The sequence below is a fragment of the Flammeovirga sp. OC4 genome (genome assembly GCF_000812565.1).
Lineage (GTDB): Bacteria > Bacteroidota > Bacteroidia > Cytophagales > Flammeovirgaceae > Flammeovirga.
Map to the genome: position 1 here is coordinate 194,141 of NZ_JTAM01000004.1, position 17,931 is coordinate 212,071.

12 protein-coding genes are annotated in these 17,931 nt (G+C 35.8%); 5 read left to right on the forward strand and 7 right to left on the reverse strand.

What is annotated here, in order from left to right; translation table 11 throughout:
- The first annotated feature begins 7 nt into the window (after positions 1 to 7).
- On the forward strand, positions 8 to 2,197 hold the full coding sequence (locus tag PL77_RS05050) for a bifunctional alpha,alpha-trehalose-phosphate synthase (UDP-forming)/trehalose-phosphatase (protein WP_044202340.1): 2,190 nt from the start codon (positions 8 to 10) through the stop codon (positions 2,195 to 2,197).
- 549 nt (positions 2,198 to 2,746) lie between these two features.
- On the opposite strand, the gene PL77_RS05055 is transcribed toward PL77_RS05050, so the two are convergent.
- Positions 2,747 to 3,778, reverse strand: coding sequence for a ferredoxin--NADP reductase (locus PL77_RS05055; protein ID WP_044202342.1), 1,032 nt, complete (start codon positions 3,776 to 3,778; stop codon positions 2,747 to 2,749).
- A 471-nt stretch (positions 3,779 to 4,249) separates the two neighbouring features.
- On the opposite strand from PL77_RS05055, the gene PL77_RS05060 reads away from it, so the two are divergent.
- A complete protein-coding gene (locus PL77_RS05060) occupies positions 4,250 to 4,858 on the forward strand; it encodes a YceI family protein (RefSeq protein ID WP_044202345.1) in 609 nt (202 codons plus the stop codon).
- Here PL77_RS05060 and PL77_RS05065 read toward each other — a convergent pair.
- Positions 4,855 to 5,652: a hypothetical protein gene (locus PL77_RS05065; protein ID WP_044202346.1), complete on the reverse strand. Its 798-nt coding sequence runs from the start codon at positions 5,650 to 5,652 to the stop codon at positions 4,855 to 4,857. The genes PL77_RS05060 and PL77_RS05065 overlap by 4 nt on opposite strands.
- A 62-nt stretch (positions 5,653 to 5,714) precedes the next feature.
- On the opposite strand from PL77_RS05065, the gene PL77_RS05070 reads away from it, so the two are divergent.
- The 3 genes from PL77_RS05070 (at position 5,715) to PL77_RS05080 (ending at position 10,370) form a co-directional block, all read left to right on the forward strand.
- Positions 5,715 to 7,556, forward strand: coding sequence for a ComEC/Rec2 family competence protein (locus tag PL77_RS05070; RefSeq protein WP_044202348.1), 1,842 nt, complete (start codon positions 5,715 to 5,717; stop codon positions 7,554 to 7,556).
- Positions 7,557 to 7,639: 83 nt separating this feature from the next.
- Positions 7,640 to 9,049 carry a phosphoglucosamine mutase gene (gene glmM, locus PL77_RS05075; RefSeq protein ID WP_044202349.1) on the forward strand — a complete coding sequence of 470 codons (1,410 nt, stop codon included), beginning with the start codon at positions 7,640 to 7,642 and terminating at the stop codon, positions 9,047 to 9,049.
- 175 nt (positions 9,050 to 9,224) lie between these two features.
- On the forward strand, positions 9,225 to 10,370 hold the full coding sequence (locus tag PL77_RS05080; protein WP_044202350.1) for a cysteine desulfurase family protein: 1,146 nt from the start codon (positions 9,225 to 9,227) through the stop codon (positions 10,368 to 10,370).
- Positions 10,371 to 10,490: 120 nt separating this feature from the next.
- Here the strand turns inward: PL77_RS05080 and PL77_RS05085 are convergent, their stop codons facing one another.
- The 5 genes from PL77_RS05085 to PL77_RS05105 form a co-directional block, all read right to left on the reverse strand.
- Positions 10,491 to 11,030 carry a YceI family protein gene (locus PL77_RS05085; protein WP_216595882.1) on the reverse strand — a complete coding sequence of 180 codons (540 nt, stop codon included), beginning with the start codon at positions 11,028 to 11,030 and terminating at the stop codon, positions 10,491 to 10,493.
- A gap of 5 nt (positions 11,031 to 11,035) precedes the next feature.
- The gene (locus PL77_RS05090) at positions 11,036 to 11,716 is read right to left on the reverse strand and encodes a hypothetical protein (protein ID WP_156152246.1); all 681 of its coding nucleotides are present in this window, start codon (positions 11,714 to 11,716) and stop codon (positions 11,036 to 11,038) included.
- A 207-nt stretch (positions 11,717 to 11,923) separates the two neighbouring features.
- Positions 11,924 to 13,195, reverse strand: a complete 1,272-nt coding sequence (gene eno, locus PL77_RS05095; protein WP_044202355.1) for a phosphopyruvate hydratase — start codon at positions 13,193 to 13,195, stop codon at positions 11,924 to 11,926.
- Positions 13,196 to 13,317: 122 nt separating this feature from the next.
- Positions 13,318 to 17,058, reverse strand: a complete 3,741-nt coding sequence (cobN, locus tag PL77_RS05100) for a cobaltochelatase subunit CobN (RefSeq protein ID WP_044202357.1) — start codon at positions 17,056 to 17,058, stop codon at positions 13,318 to 13,320.
- A gap of 291 nt (positions 17,059 to 17,349) precedes the next feature.
- Positions 17,350 to 17,928, reverse strand: a complete 579-nt coding sequence (locus PL77_RS05105) for an MFS transporter (RefSeq protein WP_082026401.1) — start codon at positions 17,926 to 17,928, stop codon at positions 17,350 to 17,352.
- Between the last annotated feature and the right edge of the window lie 3 nt (positions 17,929 to 17,931).

The window sequence follows — 17,931 nt, forward strand, 5'->3', positions numbered from 1 at the left end:
AAATAACATGTCTAAAAAAACAATTATTGTCTCTAATAGACTTCCGGTTACTGTAAGTAAAAATGCAGAAGACGGAACGCTTAGCTTTCACCCAAGTTCAGGAGGATTAGCAACAGGTTTAAGCACTACTTATAAGCAAGGGGGTAATTTATGGATTGGTTGGCCAGGTACGTATGGTCATGATGACAAAGAAAAAATACACATTGAAAAAGAGCTTAAAGAAGACAATATGGCTCCTGTGTATTTAACAAAGGAAGATGTCAATAAATTTTATGAAGGTTATAGTAATAAAACCTTATGGCCTCTTTTTCATTACTTCACTGAATATGCCACTTATGAGAAAGATTTGTGGGATTCATATATTCATGTAAATGAACTTTTCTTAAAAGCGATTCTTGAACATGCTGAACCTGAAGATACAATTTGGGTGCATGATTATCAGCTATTGTTATTACCTGGAATGCTTAGAGAGGCACTACCAGATGCAACAATTGGTTTCTTTAATCACATTCCTTTCCCTTCTTATGAGATTTTCCGTTTACTCCCTTGGAGAGAGGAAACTTTAGAAGGTGTATTAGGAGCTGACTTAATTGGTTTCCATACCTATGACGATATGCGACACTTTTTAAGTTCAGTAAACCGTCTATTAGGTTATGATAGTTCATTGGGGCTTGTCAAAGTTAAAAACAGATTAGTTGCTGTCGATGCATTCCCAATGGGAATTGATTATGATAAGTTTGAACAAGCTGCCGATTCGGAGAAAACAAAACAAAAAGTAATCGCTTACGGCGACTTATTAAGTAAAAATAAATCGATCCTTTCTATTGATAGATTGGATTATAGTAAAGGAATTAAACACCGTTTACTAAGCTTTGATAAATTCTTATCAAAATACCCTGAATACCAAGGTGAGGTATCGTTAATTCTACTTGTTGTGCCTTCAAGAGACAAAGTAGACCAATACCAACACTTAAAAGAGGAAATTGACACTCTAGTAGGTAAAATCAATGGTAAATATAGCCGTATGAATTGGTCTCCGATTCATTACTTCTATAGATCATTTAGTTTTGATGGTCTATCAGCTCTTTACAAAGCTTCTGACGTAGGTCTTGTGACGCCACTTCGTGACGGAATGAACTTGGTGTGTAAAGAATTCGTAGCAAGTAAAACGGACCAACAAGGTGTGCTTATCCTAAGTGAAATGGCAGGTGCTGCCAAGGAACTTTCAGAAGCAATACTTATTAATCCAAATGATGAAAACCAAATCGTTGAAGCTTTATACAATGCACTCACTATGCCTGAAGATGAGCAGCGCAGTAGAATGAAAGAGATGCAGAAAAAAGTAAGACGATACAATGTACACCGTTGGGTAGAAATATTTATGAACCAACTCGATAATATTAAAGAAAAACAAATGGCGATGAACTCACGCCTATTGCCTACAAAATCTCAAGAAAGAATGCTTGAAAAATATGAAGCAGCATCTAAGCGTATCATTTTCCTTGATTATGACGGTACGCTAAAAGGTTTTGCTGCAGATCCACAATCAGTATCACCAGATCAGGAGTTAAAAGAAATCATGGCCAGTATCACTGCTGACCCTAAGAACAGGGTAGTCATTATCAGTGGTAGAGACAAAGAGACTTTAGGGGCTTGGTTTGCCGACTTTAAAGTAGACATCATCGCTGAACATGGTATCTGGTTAAGAAGAGGTGATCAAGACTTTGAAATGATTGATAATCTTAATTCTGATTGGAAATCTAAGATCAGCAGAATGCTTGATCGCTATGTAGATAGAACACCAGGTTCTTTTGTTGAAGAAAAAGCCTTTTCTATTGCTTGGCATTACCGTAAAGCTGATGCAGACTTTGGTGATTTAAGAGCAAACGAATTAGTAGGTAACTTAAACTACTTAGTGTCTAACATGAACCTTCAAGTAATGCATGGTAACAAAGTAGTGGAAGTAAAAAGTCAAGATGTCAATAAAGGAAAAGCTGCGGTTAAATTCCTTAATGACGACAAATACGACTTTATTTTTGCTGCCGGCGATGACGTTACAGATGAAGATACATTCTTAGCAATGCCTAAAAAGTCATATACGATCAAAGTAGGTATTGGTGCTTCTGCTGCAAGGTATAACCTTAAAACAGTTGCTGATGTAAGACAGTTGTTAACTACTTTCGGTAATATCAAATAAGTAGTAAAAACACGATAAGAATAAAGGCTAGTGCAAAAATGCACCAGCCTTTATTTTTGTACTTTACCAAGAAATCAATCATAATATAAATATATACCATGAGTTCCTAAAAAAAGGAAAAATACGTTAATATTCTACTATAACCATAACCTTAACCGGGTAAGCCCGTTAAGTCATTATGTAAGTAAATAATAAATGTCAGATGAATAGAAGAAGAAAGGAAAGAGGAGTTGTATTTACTTGCTTTATTATACAGTCGATAATTAATGTCAGAGGAATAGACTGAAAAGAGACTGTTTACAAATAGATACGAAAAAATATTTTACTAAAAATTTCTATTAATCAAAAAAGTCGATAGTAATTGATAGTCGAATATTCAAAAATATAAGTTTAGCGAAATGAACAGATTGAAGAGGAGTTGAAGTAACCCTTTACCTTATAGGTAAAGGGTTCTTTTTTTCTTCAATCTTGATGTTTCAAAGTAACGACTAAAATTTCAATATTCCAAGATTCATTAACAAAAAAAGTAAATGAAGATCAATATTGTTATTAATCATAAGTGATTTTAACATTTCCGCTTAGTGGATGACTAATACATGTTAAGATATCCCCATTATCAATCTCCGATTGAGATAAAACCATGGTATCTCCCATTTCTACCTTTCCAGAAGAACAGTTAGCTCTACAAGCAGTACATACTCCATTTTGACAAGAGTAAGGTACATCAAGACCTTCTTCTAATGCTGCTTCTAAAATTGTTTGGTTAGGCGATACAAACACGCTATGTTCTTCTCCATCCACTACGAGAGTAATATTTTCAGGTGACACATTATCACTGTGATCACTTCCTGATACAGGAGTAAAACTTTCTTTAAAAATTTTAGATGTAGGAATTTTATTTCTTTTCAGAGCACTTGTCACTGCATCCATCATACCATCAGGTCCGCATAGGTAGTGTTCAGAATCTGTTAATGCTAACCTATTCATGATATTAATTGCCACTACATCATCAATTCTTCCAGAGAAACCACCCCATTGCGTTGAAGGTTGGCTTAACACATGTACCACTTCTAAGCGGTCTTGAAATTTCTCTTTCAACTCTTCTAATGCTTCTTTGAAAATGATAGTATCTTCATTTCTATTACCAAATACCAAAGTTACTTTTGATTTTGGTTCAAAAAACAAACAGCTTTTCAACATAGAAAACAAGGGTGTAATACCTGAACCTGCTCCCCAAAGTACTACGTGTCTCTCTGCTTCTTTACTAGGGTCATATAAAAATTGTCCCATAGGTTCTACGACTTCCAACATATCACCTACTTTGACTTTGTCATTTAAATGATTGGAAACTTTTCCGTCAGGAATTCTTTTGACTGTAATATCAATCGTAGCATCAAGATGTGGAGCAGAAGACATCGAATAAGATCGTCTTAATTTTTCCCCTTCTACTTCAGTGATTACTGTAAGGAATTGCCCTGCTTGATATTGTACCTTCTTAAAAAGTGGTTGTTTTAGCTTTATAGTGACTGTATCAGAAGTTTCCTGTACTACTTCTTTTACCTTGAGTGTAATTTGATTCATTGTATAAATTTTTATTGCCTTCTACAATTACAATAGTGTATTCAATTAAGTATAAGTACAAATTCAAAATTATCTAATACTAATTCTATTTATTATTTTGCGATTACTTCCTTTAAAAAACTTTCAATAGAACCACTATTAATACGTTTTTTGGCGTTGTACTCACAAAAAATGAATTTGAATTAACTATAATTTATTTTTGACTTTGTACATATGAACAAAATTAACAGTGCATAAACACCTATTTTAATTCAAAATACAGTGTTACAAACCTACTCTAAATGCTCGTATAGTTAATTTAAAATATAATAATTATAAAAGTAAGGCATTTTTAAATTGTATTAAGAAGTTCCTGTTTAAGTCTTCCTATTTTTCTATTAATTTTAATCTTAACTACTGAAAGTGGATAATTGTTACTAACAATTTCCACACTAAAGCTGAATTATCTAACACCTGATTTTTAATACATCGATGCGTCACTTACTTCATATAATTGTACTTTCCATTATTTCATTTAATGCTTTTAGCCAAAAAGCAGATTATATACCTACTGAATATATTTTAGAAGTGGTTCCCAATACGAGTATGCATATTGATGGAAAAACCAATATCAATACTTTCGATTGTGTTTTTCAAAATGGGATACAAAGTCAATTGACACTGACTCAAAATATCTTCAATGAATTAACCGATGTACAACACTCTGGGTTAGAATTCTGCGTGACCTGTTTTGATTGTGGAATCGCACTTATGAACAAAGAGTTTACTGAATTATTGAATGCTGAAAAGTTTCCAATCATAACCATGAAGCTGGTTTCTATGCATATTTTTCAAGGTGAAGATAAATCCATCAAGGGGATTGGAAAAGTAAGTATGACCATTGCAGGAGTAGAACGTATTGAAGATATCACCTACACTGTTCCTCATTTAGAGGGCAAAAACTTCCAAATCGTAGGCGAAAAGCAAATCGATATTTTAGATTATGGGCTCACGCCTCCTAAAAAAATGATGGGTATGGTAAAAGTAGATCAACACATTGATGTTAATTTCAACTTCAAATTTACGGTTGACGACCACTAATAGGCTTCCATGGTTTGTGAGGTCAATTCAGCATGTTGATTTCCTATTTGATAAATGTATCGATAACCATATTTTCCTTTTCCAAAAAAGACCACTACAGCATCTACCTTATGATCATTATGAACGTCATGGTCTGACTTCAGTTTCTTGATGTTAGAGTAGTTTAAGTCTTGTTCAAAAGAAATTTTGGTATGAAACATAAACGCCTTTCTTTTTGCAAAATTGACATATTTTCCGCTATAAACTTCTTTTGATCTCTCATAAAATCCTTGCCCAAACTCTGCAAAATCACCTGCCCCACTCCAATTGACAGCCTTATCGATATCATATATATCAAAGTAGCTTTGCTGGGTTTTGTATCTTTTCAATAACCCCTTATTTTTTAACTTCTCCTCAAAATCAATCTCATTTACATCAAAAGTCTCTGTAGTTTTAAAACGAACTCTAAACTCTTGATAATCCACAATGATTAATTTGTCTTCTCTAACAACCTCTTCTTCGATTTCCTCGACAATATCTTCTTCCTCCTCAAGAATCACATCTTCTTTATTTTCTATTACCTGTTCTTCCTCTTCTTGATCAACTTCAATTTTTGGAATCTCTAGTTTTGGTTTCTCATTACTTGGTTTTAATATCACCTCTTCCTCAATAACATCTTCTTCCTCTTCTTCTTCATTATCATCAAAAAAATCAAAATCAAAAAACGTATCTTCACTCTCGTTTTCTGTGTCTTCCTTTGGAGAACAAGAAAAACAAACTACGCTCAAAATTAGGACTAGGTATAGCTTTTTCATTGGTGTAAATCTTCTTTATATTAGTGGTGCATAAATTTCTAAAACTAACTCAACTGCTAAAAATGATTCATAATGCTCCTTTCTTCAAAATTAATATATTTCTAATTCTAGGAATACTCTTTTCTTCATTATTTGATACACTGATTATCAACAGTGAATACCTCATTTTGTTCTGTATTTTATTATTTGTGGTTTCAGTTGTACTTCATAGAAAAAATACAGCTTCAATCTTTCCTACTTTTGGTATTTGCAGTACGGTTTTGATGATAGGATTTACCCTATTTCAATGTCAAAAAGAATATATACCTTTACCTAAACATGATGGTGTGTACCTTGAAATCACATCGGTAATTTCGGAAAAAGAAAAAGTCAAACGCTATCTCTCAAAGATCCGAAATATTGATAATCAAAACCTCAACCAACTTGAGCATAAAGTAGTACTGACTTATTTCGGTAGTGAAAAAATATTCCCTCAAAGCATCGTGTTTATACCAGATTCACTCCAACTTATTCCTAAAAACCAATTCCCTTTCATGTATGACTACACTGACTATTTGATAGGTAAAAATGTACATTACAAGATCACCACAGATACAATTGAGATTATTGAACTCCATTCTTATACTCCTACTTTTAGAGATCAACTTCAGCAGAAAATTCAATCTATTTTTCCAGTAGCATTACACGGTATCAGTTCATCACTGTTAATTGGGAATAAAAAAAATCTACAACAAAATGAATACGAACTTTTCCAACAGACAGGAAATATGCACCTGTTGGCATTATCGGGAATGCATGTGGGAATTATTGTTTTAATATTGGATTTGTTTTTCTTCTGGAGGAAATATCTACATATCAGAACAGCTCAAAAACTCCAACTTATTTACTTACCCCTTCTTTGGTTTTATGCCTCCATTGCTGGTTTTACTCCATCTATTTTGAGGGCAGTGAGTATGTTTTCAATTTTGATTTTAGGGAAAGCATTTCACCAAAAGGTAAATCTTTTAAACTTACTTTGCTTTGTCTCTTTCTGCTTTCTAATTTATGATCCATTTCTACTCTTCGATATCGGTTTTATTCTTTCCTTTTCAGCAGTCCTATTTATTAGCGTCTTTCAGCATTGGGATAAAGTAGGCCAATACCCTTACATGATAAGAACACTATTTTCTATCATTATAGTTTCAATATTAGCTCAATTAGGAACTATTAGTTTCACTTCTTATTTCTTCCAATATATACCTGCCTATAGCCTTTTTTCTAGTATTCTAAGTGGATTTTTTACGTTACTTTTAATGTACAATGGACTATTGATTCTTCTTTTAGATGCTTTGCATATTCCTATCAGTATATTGATTGATTTTTATGAATGGACCTACTTCTTGTTCCAAAAATGGTTATTGCTGTTTAAAGACTTACCACAACTCCCATGGGTGAACATCTCTGCTCCTACTGCTCTTTTACTTTGCTCTACAATTTATATCAGTTTAGCATTCAAAAGAAACAAATGGCTTTCTTTAAGTTTAATGTTCTTGACGATGATAATTCAGTATAACACAACTTATCATCAACATCAAAAGGCGGTTTATTTCTATGCTTCAAAAACACCCATGTTTAGTTTCATAGACCACAATCAAATTCATTCTTTTGTTTTAAGAGATAGTTCTAAAACCATGTTCGAATATGAAACCATTATTAAAAAGCATCAATCTTTATTTTCTAATCCAAGCACGCATTTCATCAATATGAATCAAAAGAAAGACAGTATTGAAATTCAATTAAACAATGGTTTAATTTATCAATATTCAAATCCTTATTCATTTCTTAACAAAAACGACTCAATACTACTTAAAATCAACCATTTAAACTTAAGAAATACATCAACAAGGATATATAGCCTTTATTAAATAATAATTAACAAGAATGTTAATTCTCTTTACAGTATCACTTAAAGCGTTATTTTTGTAGCCTAATCAAATAATTTGAGACATTGACATTAATTAAGTCTATTTCTGGTATTAGGGGAACTATTGGCGGATCTACAGAAGATTCTTTAAACCCTATCGATGCAGCTAAATTTATTTCCACTTATGCAAAGTGGATCCTTGAAAACTCTGACAACAACAATAAAGTAGTATTGGGTAGAGATGCCCGTGTTTCTGGTGGCTGGTTAGCAGACATCGTTTCAGGTACTCTTCAAGCAATGGGTGTTCATGTGATCAACTTAGGTCTTTCGACTACTCCTACTGTAGAAATGGCAGTAGAAATGGAGGAAGCTGCTGGTGGTATCATTTTAACTGCAAGCCACAACCCTGCTAATTGGAATGCCCTAAAACTATTGGATTCAAAAGGTGAATTTATTTCTGCTGAAGCAATGGGAGAAATCCTTCAAAATGCCGAAGATGGAAACTTTGAGTTCGTAGATTACAAAAAAACTGGCAAAGTTACTCACGACGACACTTACATTGACAAACACATTGAGAAAATCTTAGCACTACCAATGGTAGACGTTGAAGCTATTCGTGCGAAAGACTTCAAAGTGGTAATTGACTGTGTCAACTCAACAGGAGGTATTGCTGTACCTAAAATTTTAAATGCTTTAGGTGTGACTCAAATTGAAGAGTTATACTGTGAACCTAATGGTAGATTCCCTCACAACCCAGAACCACTTCCAGAACATATCACGGAATTAAGTTCAACATTACAAAACGGAAACTATCACTTAGGTATTATTGTAGATCCTGATGTGGATCGTTTGGCATTTACTACTGAAGACGGTACTCCTTTTGGAGAAGAATATACATTAGTGGCTGTTGCGGATTATGTTTTAGAACATAAAAAAGGCAATACAGTTTCTAACATGTCATCAACAAGAGCATTGCGTGACGTTACAGAAAAGCACGGCGGTACTTATACTGCTTCTGCTGTAGGTGAGGTCAACGTAGTAAAAATGATGAAAGATACTGATGCTGTCATCGGTGGTGAAGGTAACGGAGGTGTCATTCTTCCAGAACTTCATTATGGAAGAGACGCATTAGTAGGAATCGCATTATTCCTTTCTAAGTTGGCAAAATTCAATGGTTCTGCCAGCATGTTACGTCAGTCTTACCCTGACTACCATATTTCTAAAAATAAGATCGAACTGACTCCTGAGATTGATGTTGATCTTATTCTTCAAAAAATGGAAGAGAAATATGCTAATCAACCAGTAAATACTTTAGACGGTGTAAAAATCGAATTTGATAAAGAGTGGGTTCACCTTAGAAAATCGAACACAGAACCGATTATCCGTATTTACTCTGAATCAGCTTCAGAACAAACTGCTGAGCATTTAGCTCAAAAAATCATTTCTGATATCAAAGAAATCATTCAGTTCAAGGCTGAAGGTTCAGATGCTTAATAAGAAAGAATAAAAACAGTTAAACACTTCATAGTCTGACTGTTGACTCTTAATATATTATAATCAAGCGGGCGATCTTCTCAGATTGCCCGTTTTTTGTCTTAACTTTACACTTTGGAGTGTAAACGATATAACTTTCACACATACACACAACCAATTCTTAATTAAACACGGCATGAGCATTTACTTAGATAGCGCTGCAAGTACTCAACTTGATCCACAGGTAAAAGAAGCAATGATTGCTTCCATGGATACAGTATTCGGTAATCCATCTTCCACACACGCACATGGTAGAGCCTCTAAAGCAGAGATTGAAAAAGCACGTAAAACGATTGCTCAGAGCATCAACGCTTTACCTTCTGAAATCATTTTTACATCTGGTGGTACCGAAACAGATAATGCGGCTATCAAAGGTCTTGTGCAAGCTTATGGTCTGAAAAGAATCATCTCTTCTCGATTAGAGCATCACGCTGTACTTCATATTACCGAACACTTAGCAAATGAGAATGGTATTGAATTGGTCTTTTTGGATGCTGACTCAAAAGGCAATCTTGATCTTGATCAGTTAGAAGCACTTTTAGCTGAAAATGGATCGGAAACTTTAGTGACATTGATGCACTGTAATAATGAGATCGGAAACATTTTGGATATCCACCGTGTAGGAGAACTTTGCAAAGCTTCTGGTGCATTTTTCCATTCAGATACTGTACAAAGTGTAGGTCACTTCCCAATTAATGTCAAAGAGATGCACATCCATACGTTAGCAGGTGCTGCACATAAATTCCATGGACCAAAGGGTGCCGGTTTTATGTACATTAAAAAAGGAACTAAAATGCCCGCTTTGATTGAAGGTGGCGGACAAGAAAGAGAAGTACGTTCGGGTACTGAAAATGTATGGGGTATTGTAGGTTTGGCAAAAGCGTTGGAAGTTGCCAATGCTGAAATGGATGCTCATACTGCCCATATCAAAGAAGTGAAAGAATACATGAGAGGTCAATTAGTCGAGCATATTCCTGGCGTTGAGTTTAATGGAATGAGCGACGATCTTGACAACAGCTTATACACGGTCTTGAATGTGAGCTTCCCTCCTTCTCCAAAAAATGGAATGTTGTTATTTGCTCTAGATCTTCAAAAGATATCAGTATCTGGAGGTAGTGCATGTAGCAGCGGTGCCACTCAAGGCTCTCACGTTATTGCAGGAATTGGCGGTGACGCCGATAGAACTTCAGTTCGTTTTTCTTTCTCAAAATATAATACAAAAGAAGAAATTGATACTGTACTCGTAAAATTGAAAGAAATCTTAGATCTAGTAGAGGCTTAATAGCCTATTAGTTCGAGTCAAAATATTGAAACACTCTGCTGAAAAGTAGAGTGTTTTTTCATAAAAAAAATCATCATCTGTAAAAGCTTTGATCTTTACAGATGATGATTAATAAGTATCTTAATTCGATGAATGTAAGACACACGTAATTTTAATTTCAACTTCATCCCCAACTGTAAATGTGCCCGTACCTTTACCTAAGTCATAATCTAAACGATTGATCTCAAACTTACCCACTAAAGTTGAACTATTAGCTGTAAATGGAATAGACACTTCTTTGGTTATGCCATGTAAAGTGAGATTTCCTTTGGTCATATATTGATCTCCATTTTTAATGATTTCACTAGACTTAAAGCATATTTTGGGAAATTTCTCAACATCAAAAAAGTCCTCATTTTTTAAATGTTTATCTCTTTTTTCATTGTCCGTATTAACAGTGGATGCATCAATACAAACATCAAATTTTGCAGAGAATAAATCATTTTCATCAAATTGAATACTGCCACTCATTCCATTGAAAAAACCTTCAACAGAATTGACTTTGAAATTACTGATTGTAAAATCAATTTTTGAAGCTGAAGCATTGATTTCTTGAGCGTGTCCTGTCAGGACGAAAAGGAATAATGAAGTTAATAAGATTAGGGTTTTGTTATTCATCATAATATCTATTTAATGTTGTATCTCGCACCAATCACTAAACCATCACTGACTCCTCTAAACCTATCATTACCAGGTTGCAATTCTGTTGGTGTTTGAAATTCTGTGAAGGTATGAGCAAAACCTAACTTCGCTGACCACTTTTTATTGAAGTGATATTGCACATAAAATTCAGAACTTAACATACCAATATCATTGGCTCCAATCAATAAAGCTGAAACGTTGTTGGAAGAAGCTGTTGTGGGTTGAGAACTTCCATTTCCTGTATAAATAGCATCTTTGTCTGATCCAAAAGTATAACCTACAGCATCAATATTCATACCGACTTCAAACTTACTTTTGATACGGTAACTCAAAGAAATATAAAGCACGATGTTTGACTGACTAGGAGAAGCAATTGTCAAAGTATCTTGCTTGTCTTCTTTTCCATAAAACTCTGGAGGAGCAGAGTAAAACTCTTTATTATCTTTCCCTTGGAAAAAAGAATATCGAAGACCTGTCCCTAGTACGAATTTCTTCTTTTGTCCCAAGCCCCAAGAATGACCAAGGGACAATGACCCTACAAAATCAGAACTGATTTGAACAGTCGCGTCTGCATATAAATATTTTGAAGGCAGTATTTCTGAGTCCTGAGCGTACAAACCCAAAGAAAAAAGTGAGATGAATAAAGTCAATAACAGCTTTTTCATAGCAAAAGTTAAAATTTGGTTTAAAAAATTATTGTTGTTTGATGTCTGTCTCATTCAATTTTTTAGCAGCATCATATTTAAGTCGTGGTTTTAGTATTTTACTGACAAAAAAACTTTAAAAATTAATGAGGAATTGGTTTTGGTTCTTTTAAAAAGCCAAAGAATACCACCCGAAAAGATGGTATTCTTTGTTAATTGAAATGTTTTTTACTTCCATCTATATTCTGATCTCCCTGCCAATTCATGCTCAATTTCCAATAGACGGTTGTATTTAGCAATACGTTCACCTCTACAAGCTGAACCTGTTTTGAGATGCCCTCCATCCATTGCGACAGCAAAATCAGCCAAGAAAGTATCTTCTGTTTCTCCAGATCTGTGTGAGAGGAAATAACGCCACCCTGCCTCTCTACACATTCTCACCGCTTCTATGGTCTCAGTCACGGTTCCAATCTGATTCAGCTTAATCAAACAAGAGTTAGCTGTTTTTTTCTCAATCCCTTCTTTGATGTATTTGGTATTGGTCACAAAAATATCATCGCCAACCACCTCTATCTTATCTCCATATTTTGCAGTGAATTTGGCAAAACCATCCCAATCTTTTTCTGCTAGAGGATCTTCCCAAAGAATAATCGGGTACTTGTCCAACCACTCTCCTGCTAGATCGATTAAGTCATCTGAAGTCATTTTTCCTCTTCCTGACCAGACTAAATCATAATTATCTTTTAGGTTAGAGCAAAATGAATTAGCAGCATTATCCACCGCTACTGAAAGGTCTTTTCCTGGTTTGTACCCTGCCTTTTCTATGGCTTCAATAATCAATTCAATGGCCGCTTCATTGCTTTCACAATCCGGAGCAAAACCTCCTTCATCACCTACACTGGTGGCTAGTTTTCTTTCTTTTAAAATTCCTTTTAGAATATGGAAGGTTTCCGCCACATAACGTAGCCCTTCTTTGAATGAAGGTGCACCATGAGGTACGAGCATGAATTCTTGAAAGTCTACACTGTTATCTGCATGTTCTCCGCCATTCAGAATATTCATACAGGGCACTGGAATACGAACAGCGTTGGTTCCTCCCAAATATTGATACAAGGGTAAATCCAATGACCTTGCTGCCGCTTTTGCCACTGCCATTGAAACACCTAAAATTGCATTAGCACCGAGTTTTGACTTATTGTCCGTCCCGTCCAATTCAATCATAGTGTAATCTATTTCTTTTTGTTGGGTGGCATCCATTCCTTCCAAGGCATCAGCAATAGTAGTGATTACATTTTCGACTGCTTTCTGTACTCCTTTTCCTCCATACCTTTCATCTCCGTCTCTTAGTTCTAGTGCTTCATTTTGACCTGTAGATGCTCCTGATGGAACGGAAGCGTATTCTCTTGTTCCGTCATACAATTCTACATAAACGCGTACGGTAGGATTGCCTCTTGAGTCTAGGATTTCAAGGGCGTAGATTGATTCAATTAATGTGTCCATAAATAGTTTTAGGGTTGTGGATTATTTTATATAAGTTAAATATAAAATGAAAACCTATTGATACATTCATCACACAAATTTGCACTCACATTACATTGAATATCAATTATATTACAATTATCCTATTCTAGTTCCCCCTCCGCTTTCATATACAATGATTTCAACTGATCCAAAGTTTCTTGATTTGGTTTTTCCCACAATCCTCTTTGAATCGCTTCCAGCATTCTCTCCGACATATCTTTCAATGCCCACGGGTTATGTTGTCGGATAAACTCTTGATTTTTTTGATTGAAAAGATACTCTTCTGTGATGCCTTCATACATAAAATCTTCAATCAAATTAGTGGTTGCATCATAAGCAAAAAGGTAATCCATGGTAGCGGCCATTTCGAAAGCTCCTTTGTAACCATGATCTCTCATCCCTTCCATCCATTTTGGATTGACTACTCTTGAGCGGTATACTTTTAATAGTTCCTCTTTCAGCGATTTGATTCTTGGCTGTTCAGGGCGTGAGTGATCCCCAAAGTAAGTGGTCGGCATTTCTCCTTTCTCCAAGTTGACAGCCGCTGTCATTCCTCCTTGGAATTGGTAATAATCATCAGAATCTAATAAGTCATGCTCTCGGTTATCTTGATTTTGGACCACTACCTCCACCATAGATAATCGCTTTCTGAAAGTCTCATGTGCTGACTTTCCTTCATTTCTTCTTCCCGTATACGCATAGCCTCCCCAATTGATATATACATTAGCAAGGTCTTCCTGATTCGTCCAGTTTTTCTCATCAATCAATCCCTGCAAGCCTGCTCCATACGCTCCTGGCTTGGAACCGAAAACTCTGTACAATGAACGTTCGTGAGCCGTTTTTTCATCCAATCCTTCTTTCTTCCAATCCTCTCTTTCTTTTTCAAAACGAGCTTTTATCGGGTTCAAATCATACGGCTCATCCAATTGAGCTACTTTCTCAACAGCTGAATTGAATAAGGAAATCACATCCGGAAAGGCATCTCTGAAGAAACCAGAAATACGCAATAAAACATCGACTCTTGGACGTTTTAATTCCAATGTTGAAATGACTTCAAAATCTTTGACTCTACGGTTGGCTCCCTGCCAAATTGGTCTGACACCCAATAATGCAAAAGCTTGTGCTATATCATCTCCACCTGTTCTCATAGTTGAGGTTCCCCAAACAGAAATCGCTACTGAACTTGGAAACTCTCCCTCTTCCTGCAAGTATCTATCAATGATATTTTGAGCACTTTTCACGCCTAGATCATAAGCGGATGGAGAAGGAATTGTTCTTGTATCTACGGAATAGAAATTTCTTCCTGTCGGTAAAATATCCAAACGTCCTCTGGTCGGAGCACCCGATCCACCGGCAGGAATATATAGGGCATTTAAACCTTTCAGAAGGTGGTCTATTTCATTCCTTGTTTTTAGTAAAGTTGGGATCGTTTTTTCTTTGATAAATAAGACGACTTTTTGTGTTTCCTCACCGTAATTCCCTTCTTGATTATGAATGATTCCTTCTATGATCGTCTTCGCTCTATTTTCCAAAACCTCAACTGCCTGACCAATCGTTCTGCATTCTACTCCCATGATCGTTTGGTGTAATGCCGTTTCATAAACAGTATCCAAAGGATCAAATGCTAATTCCAAATCAATGGCTAAGGCTTGTAAAATACTCTTTGTATCTCCTTGAGGTAAGCGGTGCAATGCCACCAACATATCCAAGAATTTCTCCTCTGATGGCAGTAAACCGAAAATATGTAATCCACCTCTAATTTGAGCTTCTTTTAATTCACATAAATAGCCATCGATCACCTCCAAAAGTACATCAATATCTTTTCCATCTTCATTCAAATCCACTCTCAAATGAGTTGTATTGACAAGGTTTTCAATTTTCGATTTAATCAAATTGGCTCTCTTGGGATCAAGTAAAGCCGACTCGTAAAACTCATCAATCAACAATTCCAATTGAAGCAACTCACCGTAATTTTCAGCCCTTGTCATCGGTGGAATTAGGTGATCTAAAATAATGGCATGATTACGTCTTTTAGCTTGTGTTCCTTCCCCTGGATCATTAATAATAAAGGGATAGAAGTGAGGAATTGCTCCCAAAATGGCGGCAGGAAAACAAGATTCCTTCGACAGTGCTACCCCTTTCCCTGGCAACCATTCCAAGTTGCCATGCTTTCCAACATGAATGATGGCATCGGCTGAGAAGTAATTTTGCAACCAAATATAATACGCCAAATAAGCGTAAGTCGGTGGTAAATCAGGAGAGTGATACGTGGCTTGCAGATCGATATTATAGCCTCGATTGGGTTGAATACTTAAGAAAATATTGCCTAGTTGCTTTCCTGGAATTAGAAAATAACCTTCCCTGTAATTCGGTGATTTTGATGGATGCCCCCACCGTTGTTCTACTTTCTCTCTTAATGCAATGGATAGATGGTTATAGTGGGTGTAAAATTCTTCTTCTTTGATTTTAATTTCAGCTGATTTGTAAGAAAGTGATTCCAGTTCGTTCGTGACATTTTCCGTCAGCAACTCCATTAATTCCTCTGTCCCCTCGGGAACATTTTCACCTAACTTATAGCCAGAGTCTTTTAAAGCTTTTAGTATTTCAACCGTACTTGCTGGCGTATCTAATCCTACTCCATTGGCCAAACGGCTATTTTTACTAGGATAGTTCGGAAGAATAACCGCCACATTTTTCTGGTTGTTTTCTTTTTCTCCCAATTGAATCCAAGCCTTTGCATGTTCGGCTACAAACTGACAGCCTTCTAAATGAGGCTCAAAATATACAATTTCAGAATCCGTCAACTCGTCCTTTTCCTTGGCTTCTTTGAAGGCGATCACTGAGGTAATGATCTTTCCATCCACTTCCGGCAAAGCGATATTCATGGCGATATCAGTCGGAGGTAAACCGAAAGTCCCTTCTTCCCACACTTGCTTATTACAACTCGCCAATATTGCTTGGATGACGGGAACATTGAGTGTATCAAAAATTCCTTTGGTTTCATTGTCTTGAAAACCTTGTAATGAAAAACCGGTCGTATTGATCAGTACATTAGGCGGAGCAATTTTACAATTTTCTAAAAGAGAAAAAATACGTTGCTGAATATCTTCATCACGATACGACAAGGCCATGCAAGTAATGACTGTCACTCCTCTTCGTTCCAACTCTTCAGTGACTGCAATAAAAGGATCAAGGTTATCGGCTAAGAAATAACTTCTATAGCCTAATATCAATACCGTTGCCTTTTCTGTATGTGCTAAAGGTTGATTAAGAATTCCTTTTGAAGGATGATAAAGGAATAAATCAGGAATACTTTCTTGGGCCTTGATTGGAAAATCGTACTCCAATGTTTCATTCATGATCAGCTTCAACACCTCTTTAGTATTTTGCTTTCCTCCCATCACAAAATATTGCCATATTTCACTAACTTTTGAAAGGGGCAAGGTGGACATCTGCATCAATTCCAAATCGGGTTTATTATCGCCCGGCAGGAAAATCACATCGATATCATTGTCTTCTGCAAACTCAACAATGGCTTCACATAAATAAGAAAAGTAAGCGGTCCCTCCCAATAATTTCAACACGACTACTTTGGCTTCTGACACTACTTCCTCGATATAAGTATCAATCGTCAATTCCTGCTTGAAGTACGTCAAGTTGGCTAAACGTAAACTTGGCAGTTTGGCTTCTTCTTGATGTAATTCTTGATAGGCTTTGTTGACGGTGAATAACTCCGTATCTGCTGCGGATAAGAAAAGAAGATCACCTGTAGTTTGTTGGATATGGAAAACGCCTTCGTCGTTGGGGTTCCATCCTCCGGGAAGTGTTGAAATTAAATGCATTTTGAGAGGGGGCTAAAAATAAATTGTGAAGGGTTTGTGCTTTACTTTCAAAGTACTACTTTCAATCACCTTTCCTCTTCATTTTGTCTTGAAACAAAACGAAGCAAAAATTCAAGGCTGTGAAGTCAAAAGCTAAATTCTACTCCAATCGGCTAAATGATTTTAAACTCGCTTTGCTCAAACAAGAAAATCATTTTTAACGCCTCATTACATAGAATTCTTAACGCTTTTCCCTTCAATGCCAATAAGGATACTACCTTAATTGGAAAGACATTTCTTCGATTGTTAGCACTAAGCAACCTTTACTTTTTCTGGTTCTGATATCACATGTTCTTCCACTAATAAGGATAAAACACTTGACGCTAAAGAGAAAAATGCCATTAGTGAAAAGACTAATGCAAAACCAAATTGCATGGCGAATAAGGCTCCAATGATTGCGGCGATGCCTTCTGATAGGGAACGGTAGCCGTAAAAGTGAGAGTAGATACTTTTCTCTTTTCCTTTCTTCAATGACATGGCAATAATGGCACTCCACGAAGGCGTAATGACTGTTTCGCCTAAGGATAAAATGACTTGGATGAGGAAAACATGGGTTGGACTGCTTGCAAAAACATACAAGGCATAACCGGTTCCCATCAAAATATAGCCAATACACATCATGGCTCTTTTACTCAACCTTGACTCATCGATTTTATCAAAAAGGAAAAAGAAAATGCCTTTGAAGATGGCGTAAACACCAATAGCAATTCCGGCATCCATTAACGTCCCTCCTATTTTCTCAATAAAAATGGCATAAATGGGAGCAAGTAAATTTGCTCCCATATGAGTTAGAATTGAGGCTAGTAGTAATAGCTTTATATTCTTATGCATGAT

What these genes read in the sequence shown, in the direction of transcription:
- PL77_RS05050 (WP_044202340.1), top strand. Translation starts at nt 8, where the DNA reads ATGTCTAAAAAAACAATTATTGTCTCTAATAGACTTCCGGTTACTGTA.
- PL77_RS05080 (WP_044202350.1), top strand. Translation starts at nt 9,225, where the DNA reads ATGAGCATTTACTTAGATAGCGCTGCAAGTACTCAACTTGATCCACAG.
- PL77_RS05060 (WP_044202345.1), top strand. Translation starts at nt 4,250, where the DNA reads ATGCGTCACTTACTTCATATAATTGTACTTTCCATTATTTCATTTAAT.
- PL77_RS05070 (WP_044202348.1), top strand. Translation starts at nt 5,715, where the DNA reads ATGATTCATAATGCTCCTTTCTTCAAAATTAATATATTTCTAATTCTA.
- cobN (WP_044202357.1), bottom strand. Translation starts at nt 17,058, where the DNA reads ATGCATTTAATTTCAACACTTCCCGGAGGATGGAACCCCAACGACGAA.
- PL77_RS05055 (WP_044202342.1), bottom strand. Translation starts at nt 3,778, where the DNA reads ATGAATCAAATTACACTCAAGGTAAAAGAAGTAGTACAGGAAACTTCT.
- eno (WP_044202355.1), bottom strand. Translation starts at nt 13,195, where the DNA reads ATGGACACATTAATTGAATCAATCTACGCCCTTGAAATCCTAGACTCA.
- PL77_RS05105 (WP_082026401.1), bottom strand. Translation starts at nt 17,928, where the DNA reads ATGCATAAGAATATAAAGCTATTACTACTAGCCTCAATTCTAACTCAT.
- PL77_RS05065 (WP_044202346.1), bottom strand. Translation starts at nt 5,652, where the DNA reads ATGAAAAAGCTATACCTAGTCCTAATTTTGAGCGTAGTTTGTTTTTCT.
- PL77_RS05090 (WP_156152246.1), bottom strand. Translation starts at nt 11,716, where the DNA reads ATGAAAAAGCTGTTATTGACTTTATTCATCTCACTTTTTTCTTTGGGT.
- PL77_RS05085 (WP_216595882.1), bottom strand. Translation starts at nt 11,030, where the DNA reads ATGATGAATAACAAAACCCTAATCTTATTAACTTCATTATTCCTTTTC.